Source organism: Mesorhizobium sp. IMUNJ 23232 (assembly GCF_044326205.1).
Taxonomy (GTDB): domain Bacteria; phylum Pseudomonadota; class Alphaproteobacteria; order Rhizobiales; family Rhizobiaceae; genus Kumtagia.
Window position 1 is genome coordinate 50,202 of sequence record NZ_JBIRCY010000040.1, and the last position, 20,887, is coordinate 71,088.

Sequence of the window (20,887 nt, forward strand, 5' to 3'; positions counted from 1 at the left end):
GCCATCCAATGGCGGCAAGAGAACTTTGACCACACGGCGGGCCATTCCGATTTATTTTAAACCGGGACGGAAATTTCCCAGAATCTTTAAGCGACCAATCCCATGACGACACCGGAAGCACCCCAGAACATCGATGTCTTGACCCCGCCGACAGGCATGACGCGGGCCGAGAAAAACCATTTCATAAGGCTTCTAGAGGCACAGAATGCAAGCGGGCGTCCGGTAAAAGCGCCGGATGTCGATATGCTGTGCGATTATATTTTCACACGCGGGAGGATTGTTGTTCTGCGTAAAATGCTTCGCGCGGAACTGCGCAAGAACAGCGATTTCGCAGCCTCGAAAGGTTTTATCTTGTCGCTCTCGCGCGAGATCGGCGCGGCCACGAAACTTTCGATTTCTCTGGCAGATCGCCTCGGTGTAAGTGCGGAGTCACGCGCCTGACGTGCGGGACAGTTCGTTTCGGGCGAGCGGGTGCAAACTTCAAGCGCAATTGGAGCACTACTCATATCTCGGACGTGTTCAAGGTGTTGATCCGCACTTGCTTCGGCACCACTATCGCCCCGGCTTCGCTCGTTAACATCTATATAAAAAATCGCGACACTCACTCGAATTGATGGTGATATATGCGTCCTACGTGGGGGGCCGACTCACTGAATGCTGGGCAACCACACCGGAAATCGAGGCAGAATGGCGACTGACGATACAACTAGCAGCGAAGACTCGCTCGTGCGCTGGCTACATCTGAGTGACCTTCATGTTGGCGTGCGCTATCAGAACCAACTATGGCCTCGCTTTAAAACGATTTTCCTAAAGGATCTCGACGACCTGCTGCGTAGGACAGGCAAGATCGATTTACTAATTTTTTCAGGTGATCTTGCTCAACAGGGAAAAAAGGAAGAATTCTCCCAATTTGATGAAGTTTTAGACGAAATTTTGGATCGAATTTCGAGATCGCAAGATGCACCGATGGTCATTACGGTGCCCGGCAATCATGACCTAGTGCGGCCCTCAAACTTAAAACCTGAATCTGTAGCTCTCAAACAGTTCTGGAGCAACCCCGAACTGCGGGCTGGCTTTTGGGACAATGAAGGAGACAGTTACCGATCTTTTCTGTCTGGCGTATTCGCAAACTATTCCGAATGGCGCGACCGAGCGATTGAAAAGAAGATTCATGTCCCTCCGACGAGAAATGGACTACTCCCCGGTGATAGCTCTTACCTAGTTACGACCAAGTCCGGTAAGATCGGCGTTGTCGGCCTCAACTCGACGTGGCTACAGCTAACGCAGGGCAACTACCAGGGAGAGCTTCATGTGGACGCGCGTCAAATTCTGAATGTGACCGAGGACCGGCCTGACGAATGGGTGGGGGCAAATCAAGTAAATCTGCTCGTCACGCACCAACCCGCAAATTGGCTTCATTCGAATCGGCCGTCGACATGGGAAAATGACGTTAATCCGCCGGGGCGGTTCGATGCTCACCTTTTCGGACACATGCATCAACCAGACACCCTTACCTTGAAGCATGCGGGCAGTCCAAACCGGCTGAGTATGCAAGCTGCCTCTCTGTTTGGCCTTGAAAGAACAGGTGATGGAGAGTTTGAGCGCATTCAAGGATACTCGGTAAATGAAATTAGGATGAAATTGTGTAAGCGGACGTTGATTAGTTGGCCGCGACGAAGGATTACCACTACCAGTGGCCGGGATAAATTAGATAGAGATGCCGAACAAGACCTCGACGAGGAAAGCGGCTCCTTCAGTGTAACGTATGAGATCGAGAAAACTGCCACCTTGGGGGTTACAGTCGAGTCTTATACCACTTCAACTTCGACAGATCTCGAACTCGGCCAGCTTCCACCTTTTGATCTTACCGCGACTCTTTTCGCAACCGGAGAGGCTCGCGCACATCGTAATGTTAGGCGAGTGGAACAAGAAACATGTCTCCATGCTCTATCCAAAGCGCGAATTGTTTGGATTTCCGCGGATTGGGGCATGGGTTTAGACGGCTTCGTTAGTTCGATCCGAGATAAAATTGGCGTTCAGGCCGAATGTGTTTTTAGCTTAGACTTCAGCGAATTTAGGGAACGAAAGTCATTCTTCGATGCGCTCCAAACACGTTTGAATGCCAGTTTTCAGCAGATCTGTGAGGCTATCGCCAATGTTGGACCCACGATCTTAATCCTCGATGACATCGATCTCGCCGCTCACCCGGAATTGCAGCCGGATATAGAGGCTCTAGCTTCCACCATTGCCGACTTCGCAAGCCAAACGCGCGTGATAATTCGTAGCAGGCGGCGACCTCGCGTGACCGCATACCAAATTGTCGAGCTGAGGGCCCTCGAAGAACCGGATGTGGCCACATACGCCAGCGAAAGCGAAATCGGCGGAAGTCGATACGGAAAGCCAGACGCAGCGTCGAAGCTGTTCCGCCATACAGATGGTGTACCAACCCGGATTGACGACGCGCTCAGAGACCTTGAAATCGTGTCGCTGGAGGATCTCATAGCCTCCAACCCTGACTTTGGCGCCACCGGGAATGCTCTGGCTGGAGCCCCACAGGCCCTTGTCACAAGCGTCCGGGAGTTGCAGCAGTCACAGGATAGAGCCGAACAGCGAGCCTACGAATTGTTATTGGCACTCGCCGCACTTCCCCAAGGTGAACAGCTGACCCGGCTTAAGCGCTTCCTTGGTGTCCATCCCCTCGGTCCGATTCATGCACGGGCGCTCCTCGAAAAATCGTTGATTGATACAGTCGGGCTTACCGCCCTCGATGTTAATACTGATTCCACTGATAAGGCCCTCGTAGTGCCGCGTCCCGTTCGCGACTTCGTACGCGAGACCATGAGCGACGAGGTAGCGTCGTCGACGGACCGCAAGGCGATCAATCTATATTTTGGCGAGGATTGGACTTCTGGATCGATACGAAACTCTCCGACTGGGAAGAGAGTTCGAGAGGCGTTCTGCCCCGGTTACGAAATCCAAAATTCTTGCACTCTCATCCTTCGCGTTACGAGACGAAGTTTGGATTCCGGGATTACCGCCGACATCGAAAGCGCGATCCGATTAGCGCTCGCATTCGTCGACGCCTTGGCAGACGGCGATCATTTTAGAGCAGTCGTAAGCCTCTGCGAAGATATGGTTCACCTGATCTCCGACCACAGTAAGTATGATAAGGAGCTTACGAAGTTTAACTACGAGTATGCACGTAGCCTTAGAATGACAGGCAGCGCTCAAGAAGCGCGCGATGTCCTTTTGAAGTTGGACGAGACTAAACTGGATAGATCTGATAGACAACAAGCCGCTCTTTCTCTGGCAATGTGTTACGACAGCCTAGGAGACGAGAAGAATGCCGTCGACGCAGCAAAGCACACAATCTCCATAAATCGGCATAGCAATGCAGCCCTGCATGGAAAGGTTATTATTGCTGAGCAAATCGAAGACGAGGCGGAACGAGAATCTGAATTGAGGAAGCTATTGCGGCAGTCTGTGCAAAAGAAAGCTCACACACTGACGAATAACATTCGTTTGGAATTGGCTCGGAATGGAGCCCTGCGGGGAGAGAACACTTATGAGGCATTGAAGGAAATCACTAAAGATGCACGAACGAGTGGAGATTACTACAACTCTGCTCGTGCAATTATCGATCTGGCGAATCTTTCTGGCGCCGAGTCCACTCTGACCGGGGAGGAAAAGACGCGCCTCATCGAGGCTTACCACTTTCTGTACAATGAACGCCTGTTTGATCTCTTCGACAAATGTCACGAGGCCCTATGGCGTGTATTTGAGAGGGCTGGAGACCGCGCCAATCTCCTTAATCTGTTCCGACGAAGTTCATTTATCTGGCGGCTGAATGGCCGCGAGCACAAAGAAATGAAGTATCTTGCGTCGTTGCGGAAAGTGGTGCGCGATCTAATCGCAGCAGGAATTACACAGGCCAATCGTGATGGAGCATATTTTATCGTCAGGGTTACGGTTGTGACTGGCACTGCGCTCAACGATTTGCTACTGGATAAATCAAGTTCGGTAGCAAAATAGAATGGTTGATGGTTCACAGGTGTTATGGGCGCATGCCCAGTATCTGTTCATCGAACTGATAACCGTTATCAGATCGGCGCCTAGCGTCCCCCCATTACGAGATCCATGCGGGGCCTGCTCAGCTTCCAGTGTTTCGCACTGCGGCCAAACCCCAACGGCATCTGTGCCACCCACAGCCGGTGTTCCTTGGCGATGACGCGAATACGGCTTTTCGATAGTCCGTAGCGCTTGGCGGCGCCACCGGTCGACATCACGTTCCTTGCAGAGAACGCCCATTCGTCATCGAAAACACGCGTATCGATCTCGGCGTCGCCGCGCTTTTCCTTTAAGGCTGCCTCGATCTTAGCGAGCGCGCTGTGCGCTTCGGCGACGCGCGCCTTCTGGAGCACGACGAGCCTTTCGAGGGTGACGACGTCGAGAGTGTCCCACATGGTATCAAACTCTACTTAGGCGGCGTCATTTCCACCGGGGCGCGGGGTGGCATGGCGCCGGGCGTCACGGCGGCGGATTTCCGCGTTGACCGCGTCGGTGAAGGCGCCGACTTCGGCTTCAATAACCGTTTCGGGGAAGCCGATTTCTTCCAGTTTGCGCTCCAATTCGAACAGGGTGCCGCCCCAGTAGTTGTGACGCTGTTTCTCGCTCTGGTTTTCCAGCTTGCCGACGACATGGCGCACCTTGCCGATACGCTTTGCCTGGGGGAAAGCGATTATTTGGCACGGCGGCGGCGTCCATGCGAAAAGGGGGAGATCGGTTTCGTCTTTCATGGCATCACCTTAACACCAATCATCTTTGCGCCTCAGAAGCTCGGCGCGTAGCCACTTCTTTTCGGCTGGATCCATGGCCTTGTAGTCGGCCTCGATATCTTGGTTCGGTACGTACGGGTCGCGAACCCAGTGCTCTTTGATCCACCTCGCCATAGCCATGTTTTCGGCCGCCTTGCGGTTGTGGCCCTGCACTTCGATATTCGAGATATCGGAATCCATGAAGGGGTGTTCAAAGAGCCGGGTGTCAAAGGCTTCCTGAAGCAACTCAGAATCAAAACCGCCGCTAGGCGTCCTTTCCTTTTCAGGGGTTTTAAGAGCAGGGGTTTTAGATTCAGGGGTTATTCTTTCAGGGGTATACTCGTCCTGCTGTGCATTCGCCGATGCACAGTTTGCATTCTCGGATGCACAGTTTGCGTCGGGCGATGCACCGTTTGCATCGACGGCTTCCGGCTTCGGCTTCGGCTTCGGCTTGAACGATGACGGACGGGCAAGTCTGATGCGGCGAAGCGATTTCACGTTGCCGTCATCGTCGGTGTATTTCGAAATCAGAATGATGATCCATCCCGCACGAGCCACCGTGGCGAGTCCACGGCCACAGACACTCTCGCTACGCCTGCAACGGCGGGAAAGTTCGGAGTTGGGAATTATGGTGTTGAGCCATTCCCAATTGAAGGTGCTGAAGATCGGCCAGAGAACACGGTAGGCTAGGTCATCCACAACCATGGCCTCGGTACAATCATCCATCCATTTATCGCGGGCATCGCGCTGTCCTGCGGCGTCCTTTGGCCACTTCACAGGCCGCGCGATATCGCTGGGGATCTTCGGTTTCTTTTTGCGGGGCGGGATAACCGGTTTCTTGCCGGCTTCCTTGCGAGCTTTCGGTTTGCTTTTAGGGCGGAGATCCGGTTCTGGCGCCGGGCTTGCCTGATCGCCGAAATGTGAGGTATTCTCGTGTTTCATATCGCTATTCGCTTAGGGATGTGGATCGATCGAATGAGCCAGCGCCGGGGCGTCACCCACAAAGGCGCTGGCTTTTTCATGTTGGTGTGCGCACGCCTTTGCGACGCGCCAGCGCGAGAAGCGCTGGAGAACGCTCGGCACGGGCCATGTCGAGAGCTTCCCCTAAGGCTGCATCGAGGATCCGGCGTATGGTCGTCATGGCGCGGTCGAGTTCTTCGCCCTTGAAACCGTCTTCGACCAGAGCGGCGCGATAGTTCGCGACATGGTTATCGATGGCACCCTGTCTGAGACGGGGCGGCAATTTTGCGACGCGGTCGCCACGGGCCGCGATGTCGCCACGCTGCATCCGGGAGTACATGAAGAGCGTAGAGGGCTGGGGCGCCTTCATTCAGCGCCCCCTTCAAGCGGAGGAAGCTGGGCGAGTTCGGCGAGCCGCTTTGTCATCGCGGCGATGTAGACCTCAAACATCAGGCCGCAGAGTTGAGGTGCTTCATCCATGAAGGCCGTCGGAATGCAGAGGTGAAGCATCTCCGACGCGGCGGCACTCATCGCGGCGAGTTGGATACCCGGGCGCGTCCAATGGCCGGGCCTGGCGGCAAAGGCGGTCTCAGCCATTGCGATGCCGGCGCGGGTGGCAAGCGCCTGAATGGAGGTGCGAGCGTTGGTCATAACGCCACCCCCGTCAGTGTAGAGCCGCGCGCGCATACTTTACCGGGAAGCATGCCATGGGCGTGACAACCATCACGATGGAAGCCTTGGCAATGCCGGCGCTTGCGGGCGGTGGTGGTGGCAACGGTGCTCACGGCGCCACCCATTCGTCAGGTACGTGGTGCCCGTTCTTTTTCACCTCGCGGATGCGCCTATCAAGCGGCATCTGGAGAATGTGCCGGGTGTAGGTCATATCCATCGCAACTACGGGAACATCGACCGCGATTGCGGCCTGTTTCAACTCGTGCTCAATCATCTCCATGGCGCGGGTTTTGTCGGCAACCGTGCAAACAATTTTTCGGATGCGCTCCGATAGCTGGTCCAGCGCGCTCATACCTGCGCCTCTTTGATATCCGACAGCACCACGAGTGCTTCCGCTGTGGTGACGCCCCACGCCGCGCGCGCCTCCCCAACGATTTGAGGCGGCGACAGGCGCACGCCCTCGCGGCGCGAAAACTCGGCGGCTACCTCAATGACGAAGGCCCATTGGTGATCGATGGCGGGAGTGCCGCCCAGCTTGGCGGGGATCTGACGAATATCCATTATTTGTCCTCGCCATTGTCGCCGGTGACATGCGCCAACAGCTTTTTGCGAGAGCCAACCCAGCGGCCTGCAACCTTACGCGCCGGCAGCCTTCCTGCTTCAAGCATGTGAAAGGTTTGGCGCTCATTACGATTGATAGCCACACCGATGGCCTTGGCACCCCAAACCAGATCAGGTTCCGATTCAACGCTCACGTTGTTACCCCAAAAAGAAAATTCGTCGTAACCATCCGTAGCAGGTTGCCAGCTTTTGGAGAACGCTGTAGCCTATGCCATACCACGACTGAGATTTTTAGCGTAACAGGCCCAGATGATTCCGATCTTACTGGAATGGAAGAAGCCGAAAGGTAAGGTCGTGCTGGAGCGGCGCCCATGGCCAGATGTGGAATCGGCCCAATACGAATGCGTTGTCGCCGAAGGCGGCGACGTGGACATCGCCTTGCGTTCAATCAATCTCGAAAACCCAATCGCCCTGAAGTACATCAACTGCCGAACCGACGACGATCTCCTAACTTTCGTCTCGCTGTACGGTGATCCATTCGGGTTCGGCGATCTGAAATATCGCCCCGTCTACAGGTATCTAACAGACACCGACTATCTGGAACTCGCGCTCTTTGCGTTGGCCGGTGAGCGGCAAAACAGAAACCGTTCTCATATCGAAGCCGTGCTTCATGACATCCGCTTGAAGCCCGTTTTTGAGTTCTTCGACAGCGGCAAAGCACGGGTGATCATGAGCGCCCCGTCGCTTTACGCGTTTATGGCAATGGAAGTTGCCGCAGCAGGTGAAGCTGGGGCCACACTCCGCAAGTGTGCGCATTGCCAGGAATTGTTCTTAATCGGCCCTATGACGAATAGGCGGGATACCGCCATCTATTGTCGAGATAGATGTCGTGTGTACGCCTCGCGGGCTAGGAAGGCTGGAAAGGGAGGACGAGATGTCGGTCCGGAAACGTGAATGGATAACGGCGAGCGGAGACAAGAAATCGGGCTGGGTGGCCGACTACCGAGACGTCAAAGGTACGCGCCGGCTGAAAACCTTCGACAAGAAAAAGGACGCCGATAGCTTCGCCGTCACAGCCGGTGTTGAAGTTCGCGAAGGCGTTCACGTTGCGGATAGCGCAAGCGTGACAGTCAGCACGGCTGCTTCATTCTGGGTTGTTACCGGCAAGGTCAGCGGTCTGGAACGCAGTACCATTGCACAGCGCCAGCGGCATATAGATCACCATATCGAGCCGCTGATCGGCCAGACTCTGCTTTCACATTTAAACGTTCCAGGCATACGCTCATTCGAAGACAGGTTGCGTAGCGAAGGCCGCTCCGCTGCGATGGTGAAGAAGGTTCTCGTTTCACTGGGTGGGATCCTCGCTGACGCGCAAGAGCGGGGACTGGCGACACGCAACCCTGTTAGGGATATGCGCAGGAACCGGAACGGCAAAGAACGGCAAGCCGAGAAGCGACAGAAGCGGAAGCTCCGCGTCGGCGTCGATATTCCGACGCGTGAAGAAGCCAAGGCCATGATTGCGGCCGCGAATGGCCGCTGGCGACCGTTCGTCATAACGTTGATTTTCACGGGCATGCGCTCTTCGGAACTGCGCGGCTTGCGTTGGGAAGACTTGAGTGTCGAAAAGCGCGAGATCAACGTCACTCAGCGCGCCGACGAGTTCAACGAGATCGGCCGGCCAAAATCAGAATCCGGTGAGCGGTCGATTCCCGTCCCGCCGATTGTAATTAACACGTTGAAGGAATGGCGGCTGGCATGTCCGCGACGCGCCACTCCTGAAATGGACGCCGACGGAAAGCCGGTGAAGGAATTGCACTATGTGTTCCCTAACGGAAAAGGCCATATCGAAAGCTACTCCAATATCGTGAAGCGCGGTCTGCAACCGCTGCAAATCGAGGCGGGAATCACCAAGCCGAAGCTGGATAAGGGTGGTACACCGATCCGCGACAAGGACGGGAATCAGGTTATGTCAGCGAAATATAACGGGCTTCATGCTTTCCGTCATTTCTTTGCTAGCTGGCTTATAAACAGTAAGTCTGACGGTGGTTTAGGGTTATTGCCGAAGACTGTCCAAGAAAGAATGGGGCATAGCTCCATTATCCAGACAATGGATACTTATGGGCATTTGTTCCCGCGCGGCGACGATGCGGACGAACTCGCCACGGCAGAAGCGGCCATGCTAAAATGAGTGCGACAAGGATGCGACATAGAGCGCCTGAAGCCTTGTGCTGCAAGGGTTTGACTAGGAATCATAATCCTGGGGTCGGGGGTTCGAGTCCCTCCTCCGCTACCATCGCCGATGGCAAAACATTCTCCCTGGTTTTTCAATAGCCCTCAAAAGCCCAGCATTTCCGGGCTTTTTGAGCAAAATCTTGTGCGGGCTTTGACCGTTACAGCAGCCGTTTTCGCTCTCTACAGGGGCACATTCTCCAAAGCTGGGGACTTGCCAAATCCGACACCAGGTTTTCGGCCGTTGATATTGCTAGGTTTTTCGCCGCACGCGCTCTAGGTAGTTTGACGTCAATATTGCTAGGCGCAGACGACTGGGATCGAACTCGCCGCCCAGCTTGAACCTCTGCGAGGCGCCATGAACAACCGCAAGATGATCCAACCTTCACCTCTCCGCGTAGATCAACCAAATACACCCTTGAAGGGGGCGCCTGGAGGAACCGCAGTGCAAGCGGATCAAAGGTCAAATACCGAAAAGTTGCGATATCTCCATGGAATGCTTCGCGAATTGAGGGATATCTCCGAGGCTGAGCGAATGCAGTTTCTCTGGCATTTGCTGGAAATGGCATACATCGATTCTGGCGATATTCTACGGGCGCACAATCAAACGCAGATTCTCAAAAACTAAACTCTGATAAGGGTTCGTTTACCCGTTCATTGCAGAATCACATGGCGGACATGTAGAGATTACCGCCTCAGGCAATACAGCCCGCTGTTCCGAGCCACCCCGCCGCCGGACCGGTGGGTTTTTTTTGTTTGCAATACGGAACTTTATTCCTTTCCCTATGTTCGGGTCGCTGATCGCAGCGCTGCCGCACCATCGCTGCGAGGGCGTGGGGGTTACCCTGCGTTGGAGCCCGACGCGTCTCCCTCGGCGCGGCGGGCTTTTTTGGCTTCACCTATTTGTTCGCACGTGCGAGATAGCATCGAGATATCTCAAGGGACGCTGACAAATGTGGCTCATACTGACCCGAAAGGACATGGCTGAGGTGCTGGTGAACATGGCGCGTGTCACAGAAGCAATCCCCGGCCCGAAAATCGGCACGGTGTTCAAGTTCGGGGCAACTGAGAGCGGAGAGGTTAGGCAACTTGCCGTCTTGGATGCGATTGGCGACATCGCGGATATGCTGGGTACGCCGAAGAAACCAACGAGGGCCAAACAAGACCCGCGGTTTCCGCCTTCTTCCTACGGCCTCCGCGCGACGAAGCTAAGTCCTCTTTAGTAGTGTCCAGCCAACCCGTCGCAGCGCCGCTCAGCGTATCGATGTGCTTTTCTTACCATGGCAGCAATAAATGCCCGCCATCTCAAACGCCACGAATGCTCTGATCGCAACCGCCACCACTAAGCCGGCGACGAGGAGTGTGATGAGGAAGGATGAGCCGTCCATCCCATTGTGACTTGCCAACCATCCTCAAAGTGAGCTTCACCTCGATAAATGATATCGTCGGTGTCGTCCCTTACCGCCACAGCAAAAGCCGACTCCACCGGTGCCTCTTCTAACAATTTTGTAAGCTTTCGAACGGCCTCCCGCACCGCTGCATCGGGATTCACATACTCGATACCAAAACGATCGAGGTGTGTAACACCATCACGGGTAACGTCGAAATGGAACTTTGGCACGGCTCTCTATCCGCTACTGAGTAGGATGCTACTTTTCAATGATCCGCTGTCGATGCCTCTTCGCTGTTCATGGACTGCTGGAGTTCCTCAAAGGCGACTGAAGCGACGACGTTGCCGTTTGAATCGCGTGCTCTCACCGCCCACCCAGTCGGTGTTTCCTCTCGACTCAACGCGTCAGTCCATAAATCCTTCGCCGAGCGCATGACTTCGCCTTGCACAGCCTCCACGCTCGGAAATTCAACCCCTGGCATCACACGGACCTCGCCCTTATCGAGGTATTCAAGGGCGAACCACTGGGGCTGCGGATGTTCGGTAAACCCCATGTTGGGCGCTTGGTGAACGGTGGCTGCCTGGATGAGAATGGCCTTTGCACGCGCTGTACACTCCTCACTGGTCTCAGGCGGCCGTGAAGTCAGAGTGACCTTGATGGACTCGCCGCCCTCTCCGCGAAGCTCCAAGCAACGATGATTTCCTTGGTCGACAACTATCGTCGCAAGGATTTCCATGGGCGCTCTATTTCTTCACATATGCGCCAGGCTGACGGCCTGCCTTCGGCGCTTTGGCGTCCTTCGAATGCTCGGCTATCGCTGGACCGGCGCCGGACACCTTCTCGGTTGCGGGGGACGGTGTCGGCTGCCGCGAAGGTTGCTGACCCTCGGAATGTTGGGTTTTCTCATCGACATCGTCGATGGGCTCGGTAAGGCCGTAGGGTTCCTTCGGCTCGTCGCCTCGATCGCCCGTGTGAATCGGGTTGGGTCGGATATTTACGCCCGGCTTGGGTTGGCGGGCACCGGTTTCGCGATTGTTATCGTCTTCCATGGGTTCCTCCTGAGATCGGTAGGAACTGCGGAAATGTTAGCCGGTTCCCCCTCTGCAAAATGAATCACGTGCGTTCACCTAGCCGAAACGATTCCCATGCCTGACTCCCCTTGTGCGTAAGCGTTTGGAGTCAGAAGCGTCGATGGAAAGAGGCTGGTGGGATGCACCGGTCCCGGTTCTGCTCGGTAGCGGCTTCACCGTGCACCACGTCAACAACAATCACCAGGCAGCCGACATCCTCCTGAACCGCTGGCCGGCACAGGGCGGCGCTAAGCACCGTGCGGCCCGCCAGGCGGTTCTCAGCGCATATGGAGCGGGCTCACGCTCGGATGCTGCTGGAGAAGGCACGCAAGGCGTTCTCTGAGGCCGCGAAAGAGGCGCATATCCTGTTCGGCTGACTGTCACCTCCTCATTCGCTCCGCCGTCGTGTGACTCGCCTCGCCCTTCGGAACATTTGCAGTGGAAGCCTGTTTAGTTTTTGGGCACCACCACGGAGGACATTGACATGAAATTGATCTCTTCAATCGTACTGGCAGCCTCGCTATCTCTCGCCAGCACAGCAGCATTTGCAGCATGCCCGGACACCTCAGCATCTGGCACCGATACGAACAAGACCGGCTCCATCTCGAAGGACGGCACCCACGCGCCGTTAGAGACGCCGGACACTCAGGCCAACGCTGCAGGAAACCCCGTCGCCAAAGACGGAAACACAATGCCGCTCGCCGACCAGGAGGGGGGTGGCAACAAGGACTTAGCAACGTCCCAACAGGACGTTGAAGCACAGCAGCATGGCGACAAAACCGCCGCAGCCACGGCTGACGAAAACTGCAAAGACTAAATCTCCGAGTCGGCCTGCCTAAATGTGGGGAGGCCGACGCTTCTTATTTCATCCCGTCCGACGCAACTGCCGTCATTGCGATAGGCGGACGGTAGCCGGTCACCACAGGACCGAGAGCAGCCAATTTAGATTCGTATTCAGGCCGATGCAGTGCTATAATTTTCCTGTCGCCCGCACCTTCATGGCAAACGGGCGCTTGAAAGAGTCGATCACGCTTTCGCCCGACCAAGGGAGAGGCGTGATGCCTTTTAGAAATATTGTAGACGCCGAGCAATTGGCGACACTAACAACAATCCTGGACGATTATTGCGAGCAGGCCGGCATCGAGGGCTCTCATCCCGCGCGCGAGCGTCTGGCCATTCGCCTTATCGCTCTGTTCACCGGTGGCATCGACAATCCCGATGACATCAGGATGGCGCTGGACGGCATCGCAAAAGATGCTCGGAGCAATATCGTCCACCTTTAGTAGGGCTTCCGCAGCCTCACGCCAGCGCCGCCGCCGTTCTCCGGGATGAACTCGACGCCGGCTTGTTCATGCCGGCCGCTCGAGGGCGTGAAGGGCGAAACGAACGGGGGCTCGGCATGACCTATATCGCGCTCACCGCCGCCATCGCTTCGCGTTCGGGTTCCTGCTGGGGATCGGCGCGGCGTGCAGCAGGCCAACCAAACCCTCGACGAGAACAACCGCGTGCTGCTCCAGGCGCTTGGGGACAGCGTGAAGGCGCGTGCCGACCGCGAGGAGGAGCAGCGGCCCGTCCTGCATTGAAGGAGGCGGCAAGTTGTCCACTGCTCAGCCCGGCTGCCGAAAGGTCGCCGGGCTTATCTCTTTAGGAACGATCAGCTGAGGCCGCCGTTGAGCGTTACCCAACCACAGGAGATTTGTCATGGGCAGCACGAGCGACAGGATCAAGGGCGCCGCAAATGAGGTAGCCGGAAAGGCAAAGCAAGCCGCCGGCGACGTGACCGACAACGACCGGCTGAAGGCCAAAGGCGCGGACCAGGAAGCGAAGGGGAAGGTTCAGCAGACGGTCGGAAAAGCAAAGGATGCCGTTAAGAAGACGGTCGACAAGCTATAGTCCAGACACTGCCCGGCTGCGGAGACGGACGTGGCCGGGCTAGTGCGTGCTTGGATCGCGCGCACCGCCTGCCGACAACTCGCCAATATATGCCGACGCATCTTTCGACGAGTCGAATTGACGGGCCAGGACCCTGCCATCGGGCAACAATGTAATCGCCAGATAGGGCAAGCCAGTAGGCGCGCATAGACGGCGTACAGCGTGCTTTTCATCCCGAGTGTCCTTCATGCAATACAGCCCCGCAAATTGAACGGCTTTGTCGCAAATCGCCGGGCAATCCGGCGAACGCAAAAGCTGGAGCTACAGGCTGCATCCAGGCTGTTTGGCAAGATTAGCCTCAGGAAGATCAGGGGGGCATGTTGCGGCCGCCCCACCGCTTTGCCCGCAGCCAGTCCGTGCGATCATTGTGACGGACGTAAAGTTACCGTCTAAAACATCGACATGGACACAGACACCCATTTCCGGGTTCCACCATGTGTTGTTTTTCATATTCTCATAGCCACGGTTCACCATCTCCGTTTCCGCACCCGCTGCGGGGGCGCCTATGAGATCTGCAACGTCCTTTGGTGGGTTCGCGAAGGCCAGGGTCGTCAGCGCGGCGAAGGTGACGGCAGCAAATGTTAGTCCAGCACGCATCTCGCTTCATTCCCAAGGACGGCAGTTGGTGGTGTAACCCTCGGCGCTTCAACCTTCGTGATGGTCGGTTGTTCCACGCCGGCGAAGAGATAGGCAACGAGTCCGGCTCGGCGGCGTTCACCGGAATAACGGAGAACCACAATGCCAAAACAAACAGCAGCCAACGATGAAACGGCATCCAAAGGCGACGAAGCGAAGGCGCTTCGCCTGGCCGAGACGACCGACCTCTCGCCCCAACAGGCCAAAGACCTCATCCGCAAGCACGGAGGGGACATGAAGAAGGTTCAAAGGGAAGCCGAGAACTTCAAGGCGGAGGGCTAGGCCACACAAATAGGTCGGCCCGGCGGCGGAGACGTGGCCGGGCTCTCACCAGCGGAACATAGCCTCCATAATCGTCGTTATTGGAACCAAATACATGGACGATTTCTGCGCAGCAGTCAGTTTCGATTTGACCGTCGCCGACACGACCGCACGAGCGGTTGCGCTCATCGACGACGACGTGCGCGAGGTAGCGCGGGCATCCAAAGCCAAGAACACGCTGCTCGCCTACCGTTCGAATTGGACCGCGTTTCAGGCATGGTGCGTCGATCGAGGCGTGACCAGCCTACCGGCCGAACCCGAAACGGTGTCCGCCTATCTCGTCGCTCGGATGAAGGAAGGGCTTAAGGCTTTCAGCCTGGCCGTCGCCGTGGCGGCGATCAGGCATTCACACAAGGCAGCCGGCCTGCCGACGCCGACGGAACACGAAGCCGTTTCCATGGTCATGAAGGGCATCCGCCGCACGATCGGCACAGCGCCGGTGCAGAAGCAACCCGCGACCGCAGACGAGTTTCAGCGATGCTGGCCCATTCGACTCACGCCATGCAAGGCAAGCGCGACCGCGCGCTGATCCTCTTAGGGATGGCCGGTGCGTTCCGTCGCTCCGAACTGGTCGCGCTCGACGTGTCCGACCTGGCATTCACCGACAAGGGGCTCGACGTGACCATCCGCCGATCCAAGACCGATCAAGAGGGCCAAGGCTACACGGTAGCAATCCCGACCGGCGAAAGCCTGCGGCCTGTCGCGGCTGTGAAGGCGTGGCTGGACGCGGCCGGGCTGACGGATGGACCGCTGTTCCGACCGGTCAACAAGGGCAGCGCGGTTTCCGCCGAGCGCCTGACAGGCTGGGCAGTCGCCAAAGTCATCAAGGGGTACGCAGAACGCGCCGGCCTCGATGCCGAAGAATTCTCAGGTCATTCCCTTCGCGCCGGCTTCGTGACCAGCGCAGCCGAGCGCGGGGCTGATCTGAATAGGATCATGGATCAAACCCGCCACGTCGACCCCCGCACAGTGCGGAAGTATATCCGCCGCAGCGAGCGCTACCGCGACCATGCCGGTGCCGGGTTCTTATGACAGCAGTGTAGAGCGCGATTTCCAGACGGTTACAGCGGCCTGTGAGCGCTTCTGCGTTCGCAATGGATGGTAAACAGACTGCCATATTTCTAGCAGCTACACCGCGAAATCTGCCCTTAAACCAGCAACCAGTTTAGGGGGCAACACGCGTTCATGCCGGGCATGACGAATGTTTAAACGTGAGAAGCGTGATCGCTCGCAAGCAGGCGGGCCATCGCATCTGTAATGGCGTGGTCGTCATATGGCTTTGGGAAAAACCTGCTCCCAAACGGCAGGCTACTTTCTTCGAGAATTGCATTGCCCGAAGCCACGAGCAATTTTATGGGCGGCCATCGTTCGCGGATGTAATGAGCTAGCTTAGCGCCGTCCATCGTCCCTGGCATCTGAACATCGGTGAACACTGAACACCAGATCGATGTCGGATCGCAGCTCTAATATGCGAATTGCTTCATCTGCATCCCAGGCCTCAAGCGCTTCATAGCCGGCAGACAGTACCAAATCGAGGGCACCCATCCGAATGAGCGTGTTGTCTTCGACAACCAGAACTACCGATTTTCCGTTATTCATCAATTACACAGACATGGTTGAGAACCTCGAACGCTCGGCGATGTAGCGTTTGAAAGGCAATTGAGTTCCTAGGCGGCTGTGGGAATTTCGGTTTGGAGGCTAGCCGGTTCCCGTTCCCGGTGGCTGATGGTGATCACAGTACCGGGATCTGCATCGGTCAGCTTGATTTCGCCCTGCAGGTTTTTCGCTAGCGCCTCGACAATGCCACTTCCTAGTCCTGCCTTGGGTGCATCGCCCCCCACCGGCATGCCGATGCCATTGTCGGTAACTGAAAGGGTCCAGTCATTATTCGTCGAGCGATAGTCTATTGCAATTGCGCCGGTTCGCTCATCGGGAAAGGCGTGTTTCAGAGCGTTGATGACGAGTTCGGTCACGATTAGGCCTAAGCTGACCGAAACGTCTGCTTCCACGGCGCTATTGTCCACCGTCACCTCGATCGAGAGCCGACCGGGGTCGGCGATCATCGACGCACCGAGGCTTTGGCAAAGCTGAGTGAGATAGGTACGTAACTCGACGCTGCCGCCTTTAGACGTAGAAAGTTGCCGTTGAAGGTCCGCAATCGACATGACCCGGTGATGGGCATTTCGAAGATGCCCGCGAGCTTCTTCCGATTGGACCCGGCGCGCGCTCTGCATGAGAATGCTGGCAATGATCTGGAGGCTATTTGCTACTCGGTGCTGGACTTCCTGCAGCAGGATTGCCTTATCGCGAACTAGATCATCTTTCAGACGGGCCTCGGCTCGGGCATCCGTGACGTCCGTTATGGCCAGAAGCAAGCGAATGTGATCAATGTCGCCATCGTTAAGCGTGCGAGCGTTGACGACCAAGTTTCTTGTTTTCTGGTTTGGCCGCTTCAAGTCAATTTCGTAGCCTTCGATCTGCGCGTTTCCGGAAGCGGTCGCCGTCAGCAGTGACGCCAGCGTGGGCATCGCCCATTCGCCGTTGCCAAGCTCGCTAAGGTGCTTACCGGGAACTGTCGCAGGGTCGATCTCAAAAGCACGACAGAAGGATGCGCTCGCTGCAATGACCTTCAGGTCGTCGGACAGAAATAACAACGGTTCGTTTGATGATACCACGATTGCAAGCGCGCTCGCGGCTTCGAAATGCACAGTCGGTGTCGTTGGCATAATGGGGCCCTTGGGGGGCCGAAGACTCGCGAAGCGAGCCATAACTCGGCAGGAACGCCGTCAAACACGGCCCTCGGGCCGACGCTCTGGGATACCCTATCATGATAATCTGAATCGGCACCATGGTTTATGCATGGTGCCCAAATTGCATTATTTCGCGACCCGAACCCCGGCAGCTCGCTCGGCGCAGCAGGCGGGCGCAATTGGTGGAGGCGCTGGCAATCTGAGACGTAGGAAGTCCTGGGCGATAACGCGGCTAGACCTTTGCGGGCCGCATTCGGGTGCGCTGCCACATCGACCGCTGGCGGGATTTCTGATCAATCTATCATTCGTGGTGCTGGCCTCGCCTATGCGCTTCAGCACTCGCCCGAATTTGCACTCCCGTCCTGCACGATAGAACACGTGGGTTGCTTCACGGTGGGCATAAAAATGGCAACCATGGCAATTAAAGTGAAGCACGATGCGGAAAGCAATGTGCATCCGATTGCGGCCTGCCATTCGCCGTTGCGCCCCCCTGCCCATGCTGCGCGTCCAAAAACATATGCGACGTAGCCGAGCATAATCACGCCAACCGCCATCAGAACGAATATCATAGTCTTCGCCTTGCTGTGGAGGTTCGCCTTCAGGCCCATTGATAGGCGCGCTCCGTTCGACTTCCGAAACTTCGGAGAAGAAAAGACGTTCCTACAAGTTAGAAAATAGCTGCACTAGTAAGAGCTGGCTCCCCGTGTGATTCCAGTGCTTGGTGAACGCCAGGAAGGGGGCGGAAGCGATAGCGCTGAGTTGCTTTCGGTCGAAGTTATCCACGCAACTTTGCGACGAGCACATAGATGGTCATTGGGACCGTCAAGAACGTCGAGGACGTGAGGCGCGCCTGCAAGGGGGCGCGCCGATGAGTTCAGGGGCGTGCCCAGTCAGGAACATCTAGGGCGGCCTTCACCAGCGCTAGCAGATATACCTTCACAGGATCCGGCAGGTTGGAGCGCGTAATTTCATCGATCGTCGGATATCGCTTGGCTTCGCCCGAGGCCCAGGCAGGATCATCGTATCCCTCCGGTGAATGCCGCCTTGTAGGCTGAGGGGGAACGTCGGAAGTCCTAGGGCTAATCCTAGGAGTAGGCCTATGACGATGCCGCGTGTGGAGGTGATCACGTCGTTAGAGAGACGCCGGCGCTGGTCGCACGTGGAGAAGGAGCGTCTGGTCGCGGCGTCGCTTGAGGCTGGCGTGTCGGTATCGGAAGTCGCGCGATCGGCGGGCATTCACGTCAGCCAGCTCTTCCGATGGCGCAAGGACCTGTGTGATCGGGTCGATGGCGGGTCATCGCAGTTGGTCCCGGTCGAGATCGCTCCTCCTGCTGTTGCGTCGCCTGCCGTCGAGGTGCCGGCATCATCGGCGTCTCCCGGCCGACGTCGCCGCAAGAGCGGCATCATCGAGATCGAGCTTGGCGGCGGGCACCGCGTCCGGGTGGATCGCGACGTTGATGCCGAGGCGCTGCGGCGTGTTCTGGACGTGCTCGGGCCGCGATGATCCCGGTTCCGAGCGGCGTGCGGGTATGGCTGGCGACAGGCCACACCGACATGCGGAAGGGCTTTCCGGGACTGGCGCTGGTGGTACAGGAGACGCTGAAGCGTGATCCACACAACGGTCATCTGTTCGTCTTCCGCGGCCGCTGCGGCGATCTGATCAAGGTTCTGTGGCACGACGGCCAGGGCGCCTGCCTGTTCTCGAAGAAGCTCGAGCGCGGCCGCTTCATCTGGCCGTCGCCGGCCGACGGCGCGGTCACGATCACGCCGGCGCAACTCGGCTATCTGCTCGAAGGCATTGACTGGCGCATGCCGCAAAAGACCTGGCGGCCGACGGCGACAGGCTGACCTTCGGCCTTGCATACGGCGGCGGATGTGATTCCATCGATCCCGTGTCCGCCGCTGAATCGCTCCCTTCCGACCTCGCCGCCGCCCACGCGATGATCCTCGCGGAGCGCGCCGCGCGCATCGAGGCGGAAGCGCTTGCCGCCCGCGCCGTGGCAGTCAGCTCCGGGACGGAGGCGCTGATTGCACGACTGAAGCTGGAGATCGAGAAGCTCAGGCGCGAACTCTATGGCAGCCGGTCTGAGCGCAAGGCGAGGCTGCTCGAGCAGATGGAGATGCAACTCGAAGATCTGGAGGCGGACGCAACCGAGGACGAATTGGCGGCGGAGAAGGCGGCGTCCCAAACACAGACGGTTCTCTCGTTCGAGCGTCGGCGTCCATCGCGCAAGTCCTTTCCTGAGCATCTACCGCGCGAGCGCGTCGTGATCACCCCACCCGAGAACTGTCCCTGCTGCGGCTCGACGAAGCTGTCGAAGCTGGGCGAGGACGTCACCGAAACGCTTGAGGTGATCCCGCGCCAGTGGAAGGTCATCCAGACAGTGCGCGAGAAGTTCTCGTGCCGGCAGTGCGAGGCGGTCACCCAGCCGCCGGCGCCCTTCCACGTTACGCCGCGCGGTTTTGCCGGTCCGAACCTGCTTGCCATGGTGTTGTTCGAGAAGTTCGGCCAACACCAGCCACTCAACAGGCAGAGCGAACGTTACGCCCGCGAAGGCGTCGAGCTGAGCCTGTCAACGCTGGCCGACCAGGTCGGCGCCTGCGCGGCGGTCCTGCGCCCGCTGCATTCGCTGATCGAGGAGCATGTACTCTCGGCAGGGCGTCTTCACGGCGACGATACCACAGTGCCAATCCTGGCGAAGGGCAAGACCGACACCGGCCGGGCCTGGGTCTATCTCCGCGACGACCGGCCCTTCGGCGGCATCGCGCCGTCGGCGGCGCTGTTCTACGCCTCGCGCGACCGATCCGGCGAGCATCCCGAGCGGCACCTGAAGCAGTTCACCGGCATTCTTCAGGCCGATGCCTATGCCGGCTACAACCGACTTTACCTCCCCGACCGGCAGCCCGGTCCGGTGACGGAGGCGCTCTGCTGGAGCCATGCCAGGCGCAAGTTCTTCGTGCTGGCCGACATCGCCGCCAATACCCGTCGAGGAAAGACCGCGCCGCCGATCTCGCCGATCGCCTTCGAGGCCGTCAAACGCATCGATCTCCTGTTCGACATAGAGCGCGACATCAATGGTCTTGCCACAGCCGAACGCATTGCCGTGCGTCAGGAGCGGAGCGCGCCGCTCGTCGCCGGACTGGAAGAATGGATGCGTGGCGAACGGGCCAAACTCTCGCGCCATGCGCCTGCCGCACAGGCGATAGACTACATGCTCAAGCGCTGGAATGGCTTCACACGCTTCCTCGAAGACGGGCGCATCTGCCTCACGAACAACGCGGCCGAACGGGCACTACGCGGCCTGGCTCTCGGCAGAAAGTCCTGGCTCTTCGCCGGCTCCCAGCGCGGCGCCGAGCGCGCGGCCATTATGTACACGCTCCTTGGCACAGCGAAGCTCAACGACGTCGACCCGCAGGCTTGGCTCGCCGATGTGCTCGCCCGTATCGCCGACACGCCACAGAACCGGCTGGCTGAACTTCTGCCGTGGAACTGGCGCCGATCCACCGCCACGGCGAAAGCAGCCTGACCGCGGCCCTCACCGCACGGTTAC

General features: G+C 57.6%; 30 protein-coding genes and 1 pseudogene. 16 read left to right on the forward strand and 15 right to left on the reverse strand.

What is annotated here, in order from left to right; all coding sequences use genetic code 11:
- The first annotated feature begins 102 nt into the window (after positions 1–102).
- Both ACH196_RS25285 and ACH196_RS25290 read left to right on the forward strand, forming a co-directional pair.
- A complete protein-coding gene (locus tag ACH196_RS25285; protein ID WP_396649692.1) occupies positions 103–441 on the forward strand; it encodes a hypothetical protein in 339 nt (112 codons plus the stop codon).
- 246 nt (positions 442–687) lie between these two features.
- On the forward strand, positions 688–4,032 hold the full coding sequence (locus tag ACH196_RS25290) for a metallophosphoesterase (protein WP_396649693.1): 3,345 nt from the start codon (positions 688–690) through the stop codon (positions 4,030–4,032).
- 80 nt (positions 4,033–4,112) lie between these two features.
- Here ACH196_RS25290 and ACH196_RS25295 read toward each other — a convergent pair whose 3' ends face one another.
- The 8 genes from ACH196_RS25295 to ACH196_RS25330 all read right to left on the reverse strand — a co-directional run bounded on the left by ACH196_RS25295 (position 4,113) and on the right by ACH196_RS25330 (position 7,201).
- Positions 4,113–4,463, reverse strand: a complete 351-nt coding sequence (locus tag ACH196_RS25295) for a hypothetical protein (RefSeq protein ID WP_396649694.1) — start codon at positions 4,461–4,463, stop codon at positions 4,113–4,115.
- A 15-nt stretch (positions 4,464–4,478) separates the two neighbouring features.
- The gene (locus tag ACH196_RS25300; protein WP_396649695.1) at positions 4,479–4,796 is read right to left on the reverse strand and encodes a DUF6074 family protein; all 318 of its coding nucleotides are present in this window, start codon (positions 4,794–4,796) and stop codon (positions 4,479–4,481) included.
- 9 nt (positions 4,797–4,805) lie between these two features.
- The gene (locus ACH196_RS25305) at positions 4,806–5,756 is read right to left on the reverse strand and encodes a hypothetical protein (RefSeq protein ID WP_396649696.1); all 951 of its coding nucleotides are present in this window, start codon (positions 5,754–5,756) and stop codon (positions 4,806–4,808) included.
- Between the two features lie 76 nt (positions 5,757–5,832).
- On the reverse strand, positions 5,833–6,144 hold the full coding sequence (locus ACH196_RS25310) for a hypothetical protein (RefSeq protein ID WP_396649697.1): 312 nt from the start codon (positions 6,142–6,144) through the stop codon (positions 5,833–5,835).
- A complete protein-coding gene (locus ACH196_RS25315; RefSeq protein WP_396649698.1) occupies positions 6,141–6,425 on the reverse strand; it encodes a hypothetical protein in 285 nt (94 codons plus the stop codon). The genes ACH196_RS25310 and ACH196_RS25315 overlap by 4 nt, the downstream gene beginning before the upstream one ends.
- A gap of 130 nt (positions 6,426–6,555) precedes the next feature.
- Positions 6,556–6,798, reverse strand: coding sequence for a hypothetical protein (locus ACH196_RS25320; protein ID WP_396649699.1), 243 nt, complete (start codon positions 6,796–6,798; stop codon positions 6,556–6,558).
- Positions 6,795–7,007: a hypothetical protein gene (locus tag ACH196_RS25325; protein WP_396649700.1), complete on the reverse strand. Its 213-nt coding sequence runs from the start codon at positions 7,005–7,007 to the stop codon at positions 6,795–6,797. The genes ACH196_RS25320 and ACH196_RS25325 overlap by 4 nt, the downstream gene beginning before the upstream one ends.
- A complete protein-coding gene (locus tag ACH196_RS25330; RefSeq protein ID WP_396649701.1) occupies positions 7,007–7,201 on the reverse strand; it encodes a DNA-binding protein in 195 nt (64 codons plus the stop codon). Before ACH196_RS25330 ends, ACH196_RS25325 begins: the two co-directional genes overlap by 1 nt.
- Before the next feature lie 115 nt (positions 7,202–7,316).
- Here ACH196_RS25330 and ACH196_RS25335 point away from each other — a divergent pair, with 115 nt between their 5' ends.
- The 4 genes from ACH196_RS25335 (at position 7,317) to ACH196_RS25350 (ending at position 10,459) form a co-directional block, all read left to right on the forward strand.
- On the forward strand, positions 7,317–7,961 hold the full coding sequence (locus tag ACH196_RS25335) for a hypothetical protein (protein ID WP_396649702.1): 645 nt from the start codon (positions 7,317–7,319) through the stop codon (positions 7,959–7,961).
- Positions 7,942–9,195, forward strand: coding sequence for a tyrosine-type recombinase/integrase (locus ACH196_RS25340; RefSeq protein ID WP_396649703.1), 1,254 nt, complete (start codon positions 7,942–7,944; stop codon positions 9,193–9,195). The genes ACH196_RS25335 and ACH196_RS25340 overlap by 20 nt, the downstream gene beginning before the upstream one ends.
- A gap of 399 nt (positions 9,196–9,594) precedes the next feature.
- Positions 9,595–9,864 carry a hypothetical protein gene (locus ACH196_RS25345; protein WP_396649704.1) on the forward strand — a complete coding sequence of 90 codons (270 nt, stop codon included), beginning with the start codon at positions 9,595–9,597 and terminating at the stop codon, positions 9,862–9,864.
- A 352-nt stretch (positions 9,865–10,216) separates the two neighbouring features.
- Positions 10,217–10,459, forward strand: a complete 243-nt coding sequence (locus ACH196_RS25350; protein ID WP_396649705.1) for a hypothetical protein — start codon at positions 10,217–10,219, stop codon at positions 10,457–10,459.
- Positions 10,460–10,578: 119 nt separating this feature from the next.
- Here ACH196_RS25350 and ACH196_RS25355 read toward each other — a convergent pair whose 3' ends face one another.
- Genes ACH196_RS25355 through ACH196_RS25365 form a run of 3 tightly spaced genes read right to left on the reverse strand, consistent with a single transcriptional unit; the run spans position 10,579 to position 11,676 of the window.
- Positions 10,579–10,857: a DUF6894 family protein gene (locus tag ACH196_RS25355; RefSeq protein ID WP_396649706.1), complete on the reverse strand. Its 279-nt coding sequence runs from the start codon at positions 10,855–10,857 to the stop codon at positions 10,579–10,581.
- A gap of 35 nt (positions 10,858–10,892) precedes the next feature.
- A complete protein-coding gene (locus ACH196_RS25360; protein ID WP_396649707.1) occupies positions 10,893–11,363 on the reverse strand; it encodes a DUF6894 family protein in 471 nt (156 codons plus the stop codon).
- Positions 11,364–11,370: 7 nt separating this feature from the next.
- Complete coding sequence (locus tag ACH196_RS25365; RefSeq protein ID WP_396649708.1) at positions 11,371–11,676, reverse strand: hypothetical protein; 306 nt, start codon at positions 11,674–11,676, stop codon at positions 11,371–11,373.
- A 142-nt stretch (positions 11,677–11,818) separates the two neighbouring features.
- Here ACH196_RS25365 and ACH196_RS25370 point away from each other — a divergent pair, with 142 nt between their 5' ends.
- From ACH196_RS25370 to ACH196_RS25385, 4 genes are all read left to right on the forward strand, one after another.
- Positions 11,819–12,040, forward strand: coding sequence for a DUF982 domain-containing protein (locus ACH196_RS25370; protein WP_396649709.1), 222 nt, complete (start codon positions 11,819–11,821; stop codon positions 12,038–12,040).
- Positions 12,041–12,181: 141 nt separating this feature from the next.
- Positions 12,182–12,514, forward strand: a complete 333-nt coding sequence (locus ACH196_RS25375) for a hypothetical protein (protein WP_396649710.1) — start codon at positions 12,182–12,184, stop codon at positions 12,512–12,514.
- 196 nt (positions 12,515–12,710) lie between these two features.
- On the forward strand, positions 12,711–12,980 hold the full coding sequence (locus ACH196_RS25380) for a hypothetical protein (protein ID WP_396649711.1): 270 nt from the start codon (positions 12,711–12,713) through the stop codon (positions 12,978–12,980).
- Positions 12,981–13,398: 418 nt separating this feature from the next.
- Positions 13,399–13,590, forward strand: a complete 192-nt coding sequence (locus ACH196_RS25385; RefSeq protein ID WP_396649712.1) for a CsbD family protein — start codon at positions 13,399–13,401, stop codon at positions 13,588–13,590.
- Between the two features lie 300 nt (positions 13,591–13,890).
- On the opposite strand, the gene ACH196_RS25390 is transcribed toward ACH196_RS25385, so the two are convergent.
- Positions 13,891–14,226 (reverse strand): hypothetical protein, encoded by a 336-nt coding sequence (locus ACH196_RS25390; protein ID WP_396649713.1) that lies wholly within the window; start codon positions 14,224–14,226, stop codon positions 13,891–13,893.
- A 141-nt stretch (positions 14,227–14,367) separates the two neighbouring features.
- On the opposite strand from ACH196_RS25390, the gene ACH196_RS25395 reads away from it, so the two are divergent.
- The 3 genes from ACH196_RS25395 to ACH196_RS25405 all read left to right on the forward strand — a co-directional run bounded on the left by ACH196_RS25395 (position 14,368) and on the right by ACH196_RS25405 (position 15,618).
- A complete protein-coding gene (locus ACH196_RS25395) occupies positions 14,368–14,547 on the forward strand; it encodes a hypothetical protein (RefSeq protein WP_396649714.1) in 180 nt (59 codons plus the stop codon).
- A gap of 127 nt (positions 14,548–14,674) precedes the next feature.
- The gene (locus ACH196_RS25400) at positions 14,675–15,115 is read left to right on the forward strand and encodes a site-specific integrase (protein WP_396649715.1); all 441 of its coding nucleotides are present in this window, start codon (positions 14,675–14,677) and stop codon (positions 15,113–15,115) included.
- The gene (locus ACH196_RS25405) at positions 15,064–15,618 is read left to right on the forward strand and encodes a site-specific integrase (protein WP_396649716.1); all 555 of its coding nucleotides are present in this window, start codon (positions 15,064–15,066) and stop codon (positions 15,616–15,618) included. The genes ACH196_RS25400 and ACH196_RS25405 overlap by 52 nt, the downstream gene beginning before the upstream one ends.
- A gap of 173 nt (positions 15,619–15,791) precedes the next feature.
- Here the strand turns inward: ACH196_RS25405 and ACH196_RS25410 are convergent.
- From ACH196_RS25410 to ACH196_RS25420, 3 genes and pseudogenes are all read right to left on the reverse strand, one after another.
- Positions 15,792–16,185 (reverse strand): annotated as a pseudogene (locus ACH196_RS25410) (response regulator).
- Positions 16,186–16,253: 68 nt separating this feature from the next.
- The gene (locus ACH196_RS25415; RefSeq protein WP_396649717.1) at positions 16,254–17,312 is read right to left on the reverse strand and encodes a sensor histidine kinase; all 1,059 of its coding nucleotides are present in this window, start codon (positions 17,310–17,312) and stop codon (positions 16,254–16,256) included.
- A gap of 356 nt (positions 17,313–17,668) precedes the next feature.
- On the reverse strand, positions 17,669–17,944 hold the full coding sequence (locus ACH196_RS25420; protein ID WP_396649718.1) for a hypothetical protein: 276 nt from the start codon (positions 17,942–17,944) through the stop codon (positions 17,669–17,671).
- Positions 17,945–18,435: 491 nt separating this feature from the next.
- Between ACH196_RS25420 and tnpA the strand changes: the two genes are divergently transcribed.
- The 3 genes from tnpA (at position 18,436) to tnpC (ending at position 20,863) form a co-directional block, all read left to right on the forward strand.
- Complete coding sequence (gene tnpA / locus ACH196_RS25425; protein WP_396649719.1) at positions 18,436–18,840, forward strand: IS66-like element accessory protein TnpA; 405 nt, start codon at positions 18,436–18,438, stop codon at positions 18,838–18,840.
- Positions 18,837–19,184 carry an IS66 family insertion sequence element accessory protein TnpB gene (gene tnpB, locus ACH196_RS25430; RefSeq protein WP_396649720.1) on the forward strand — a complete coding sequence of 116 codons (348 nt, stop codon included), beginning with the start codon at positions 18,837–18,839 and terminating at the stop codon, positions 19,182–19,184. Before tnpA ends, tnpB begins: the two co-directional genes overlap by 4 nt.
- A gap of 92 nt (positions 19,185–19,276) precedes the next feature.
- Positions 19,277–20,863: an IS66 family transposase gene (gene tnpC / locus ACH196_RS25435; protein WP_396649722.1), complete on the forward strand. Its 1,587-nt coding sequence runs from the start codon at positions 19,277–19,279 to the stop codon at positions 20,861–20,863.
- The last annotated feature ends 24 nt before the right edge of the window (positions 20,864–20,887 follow it).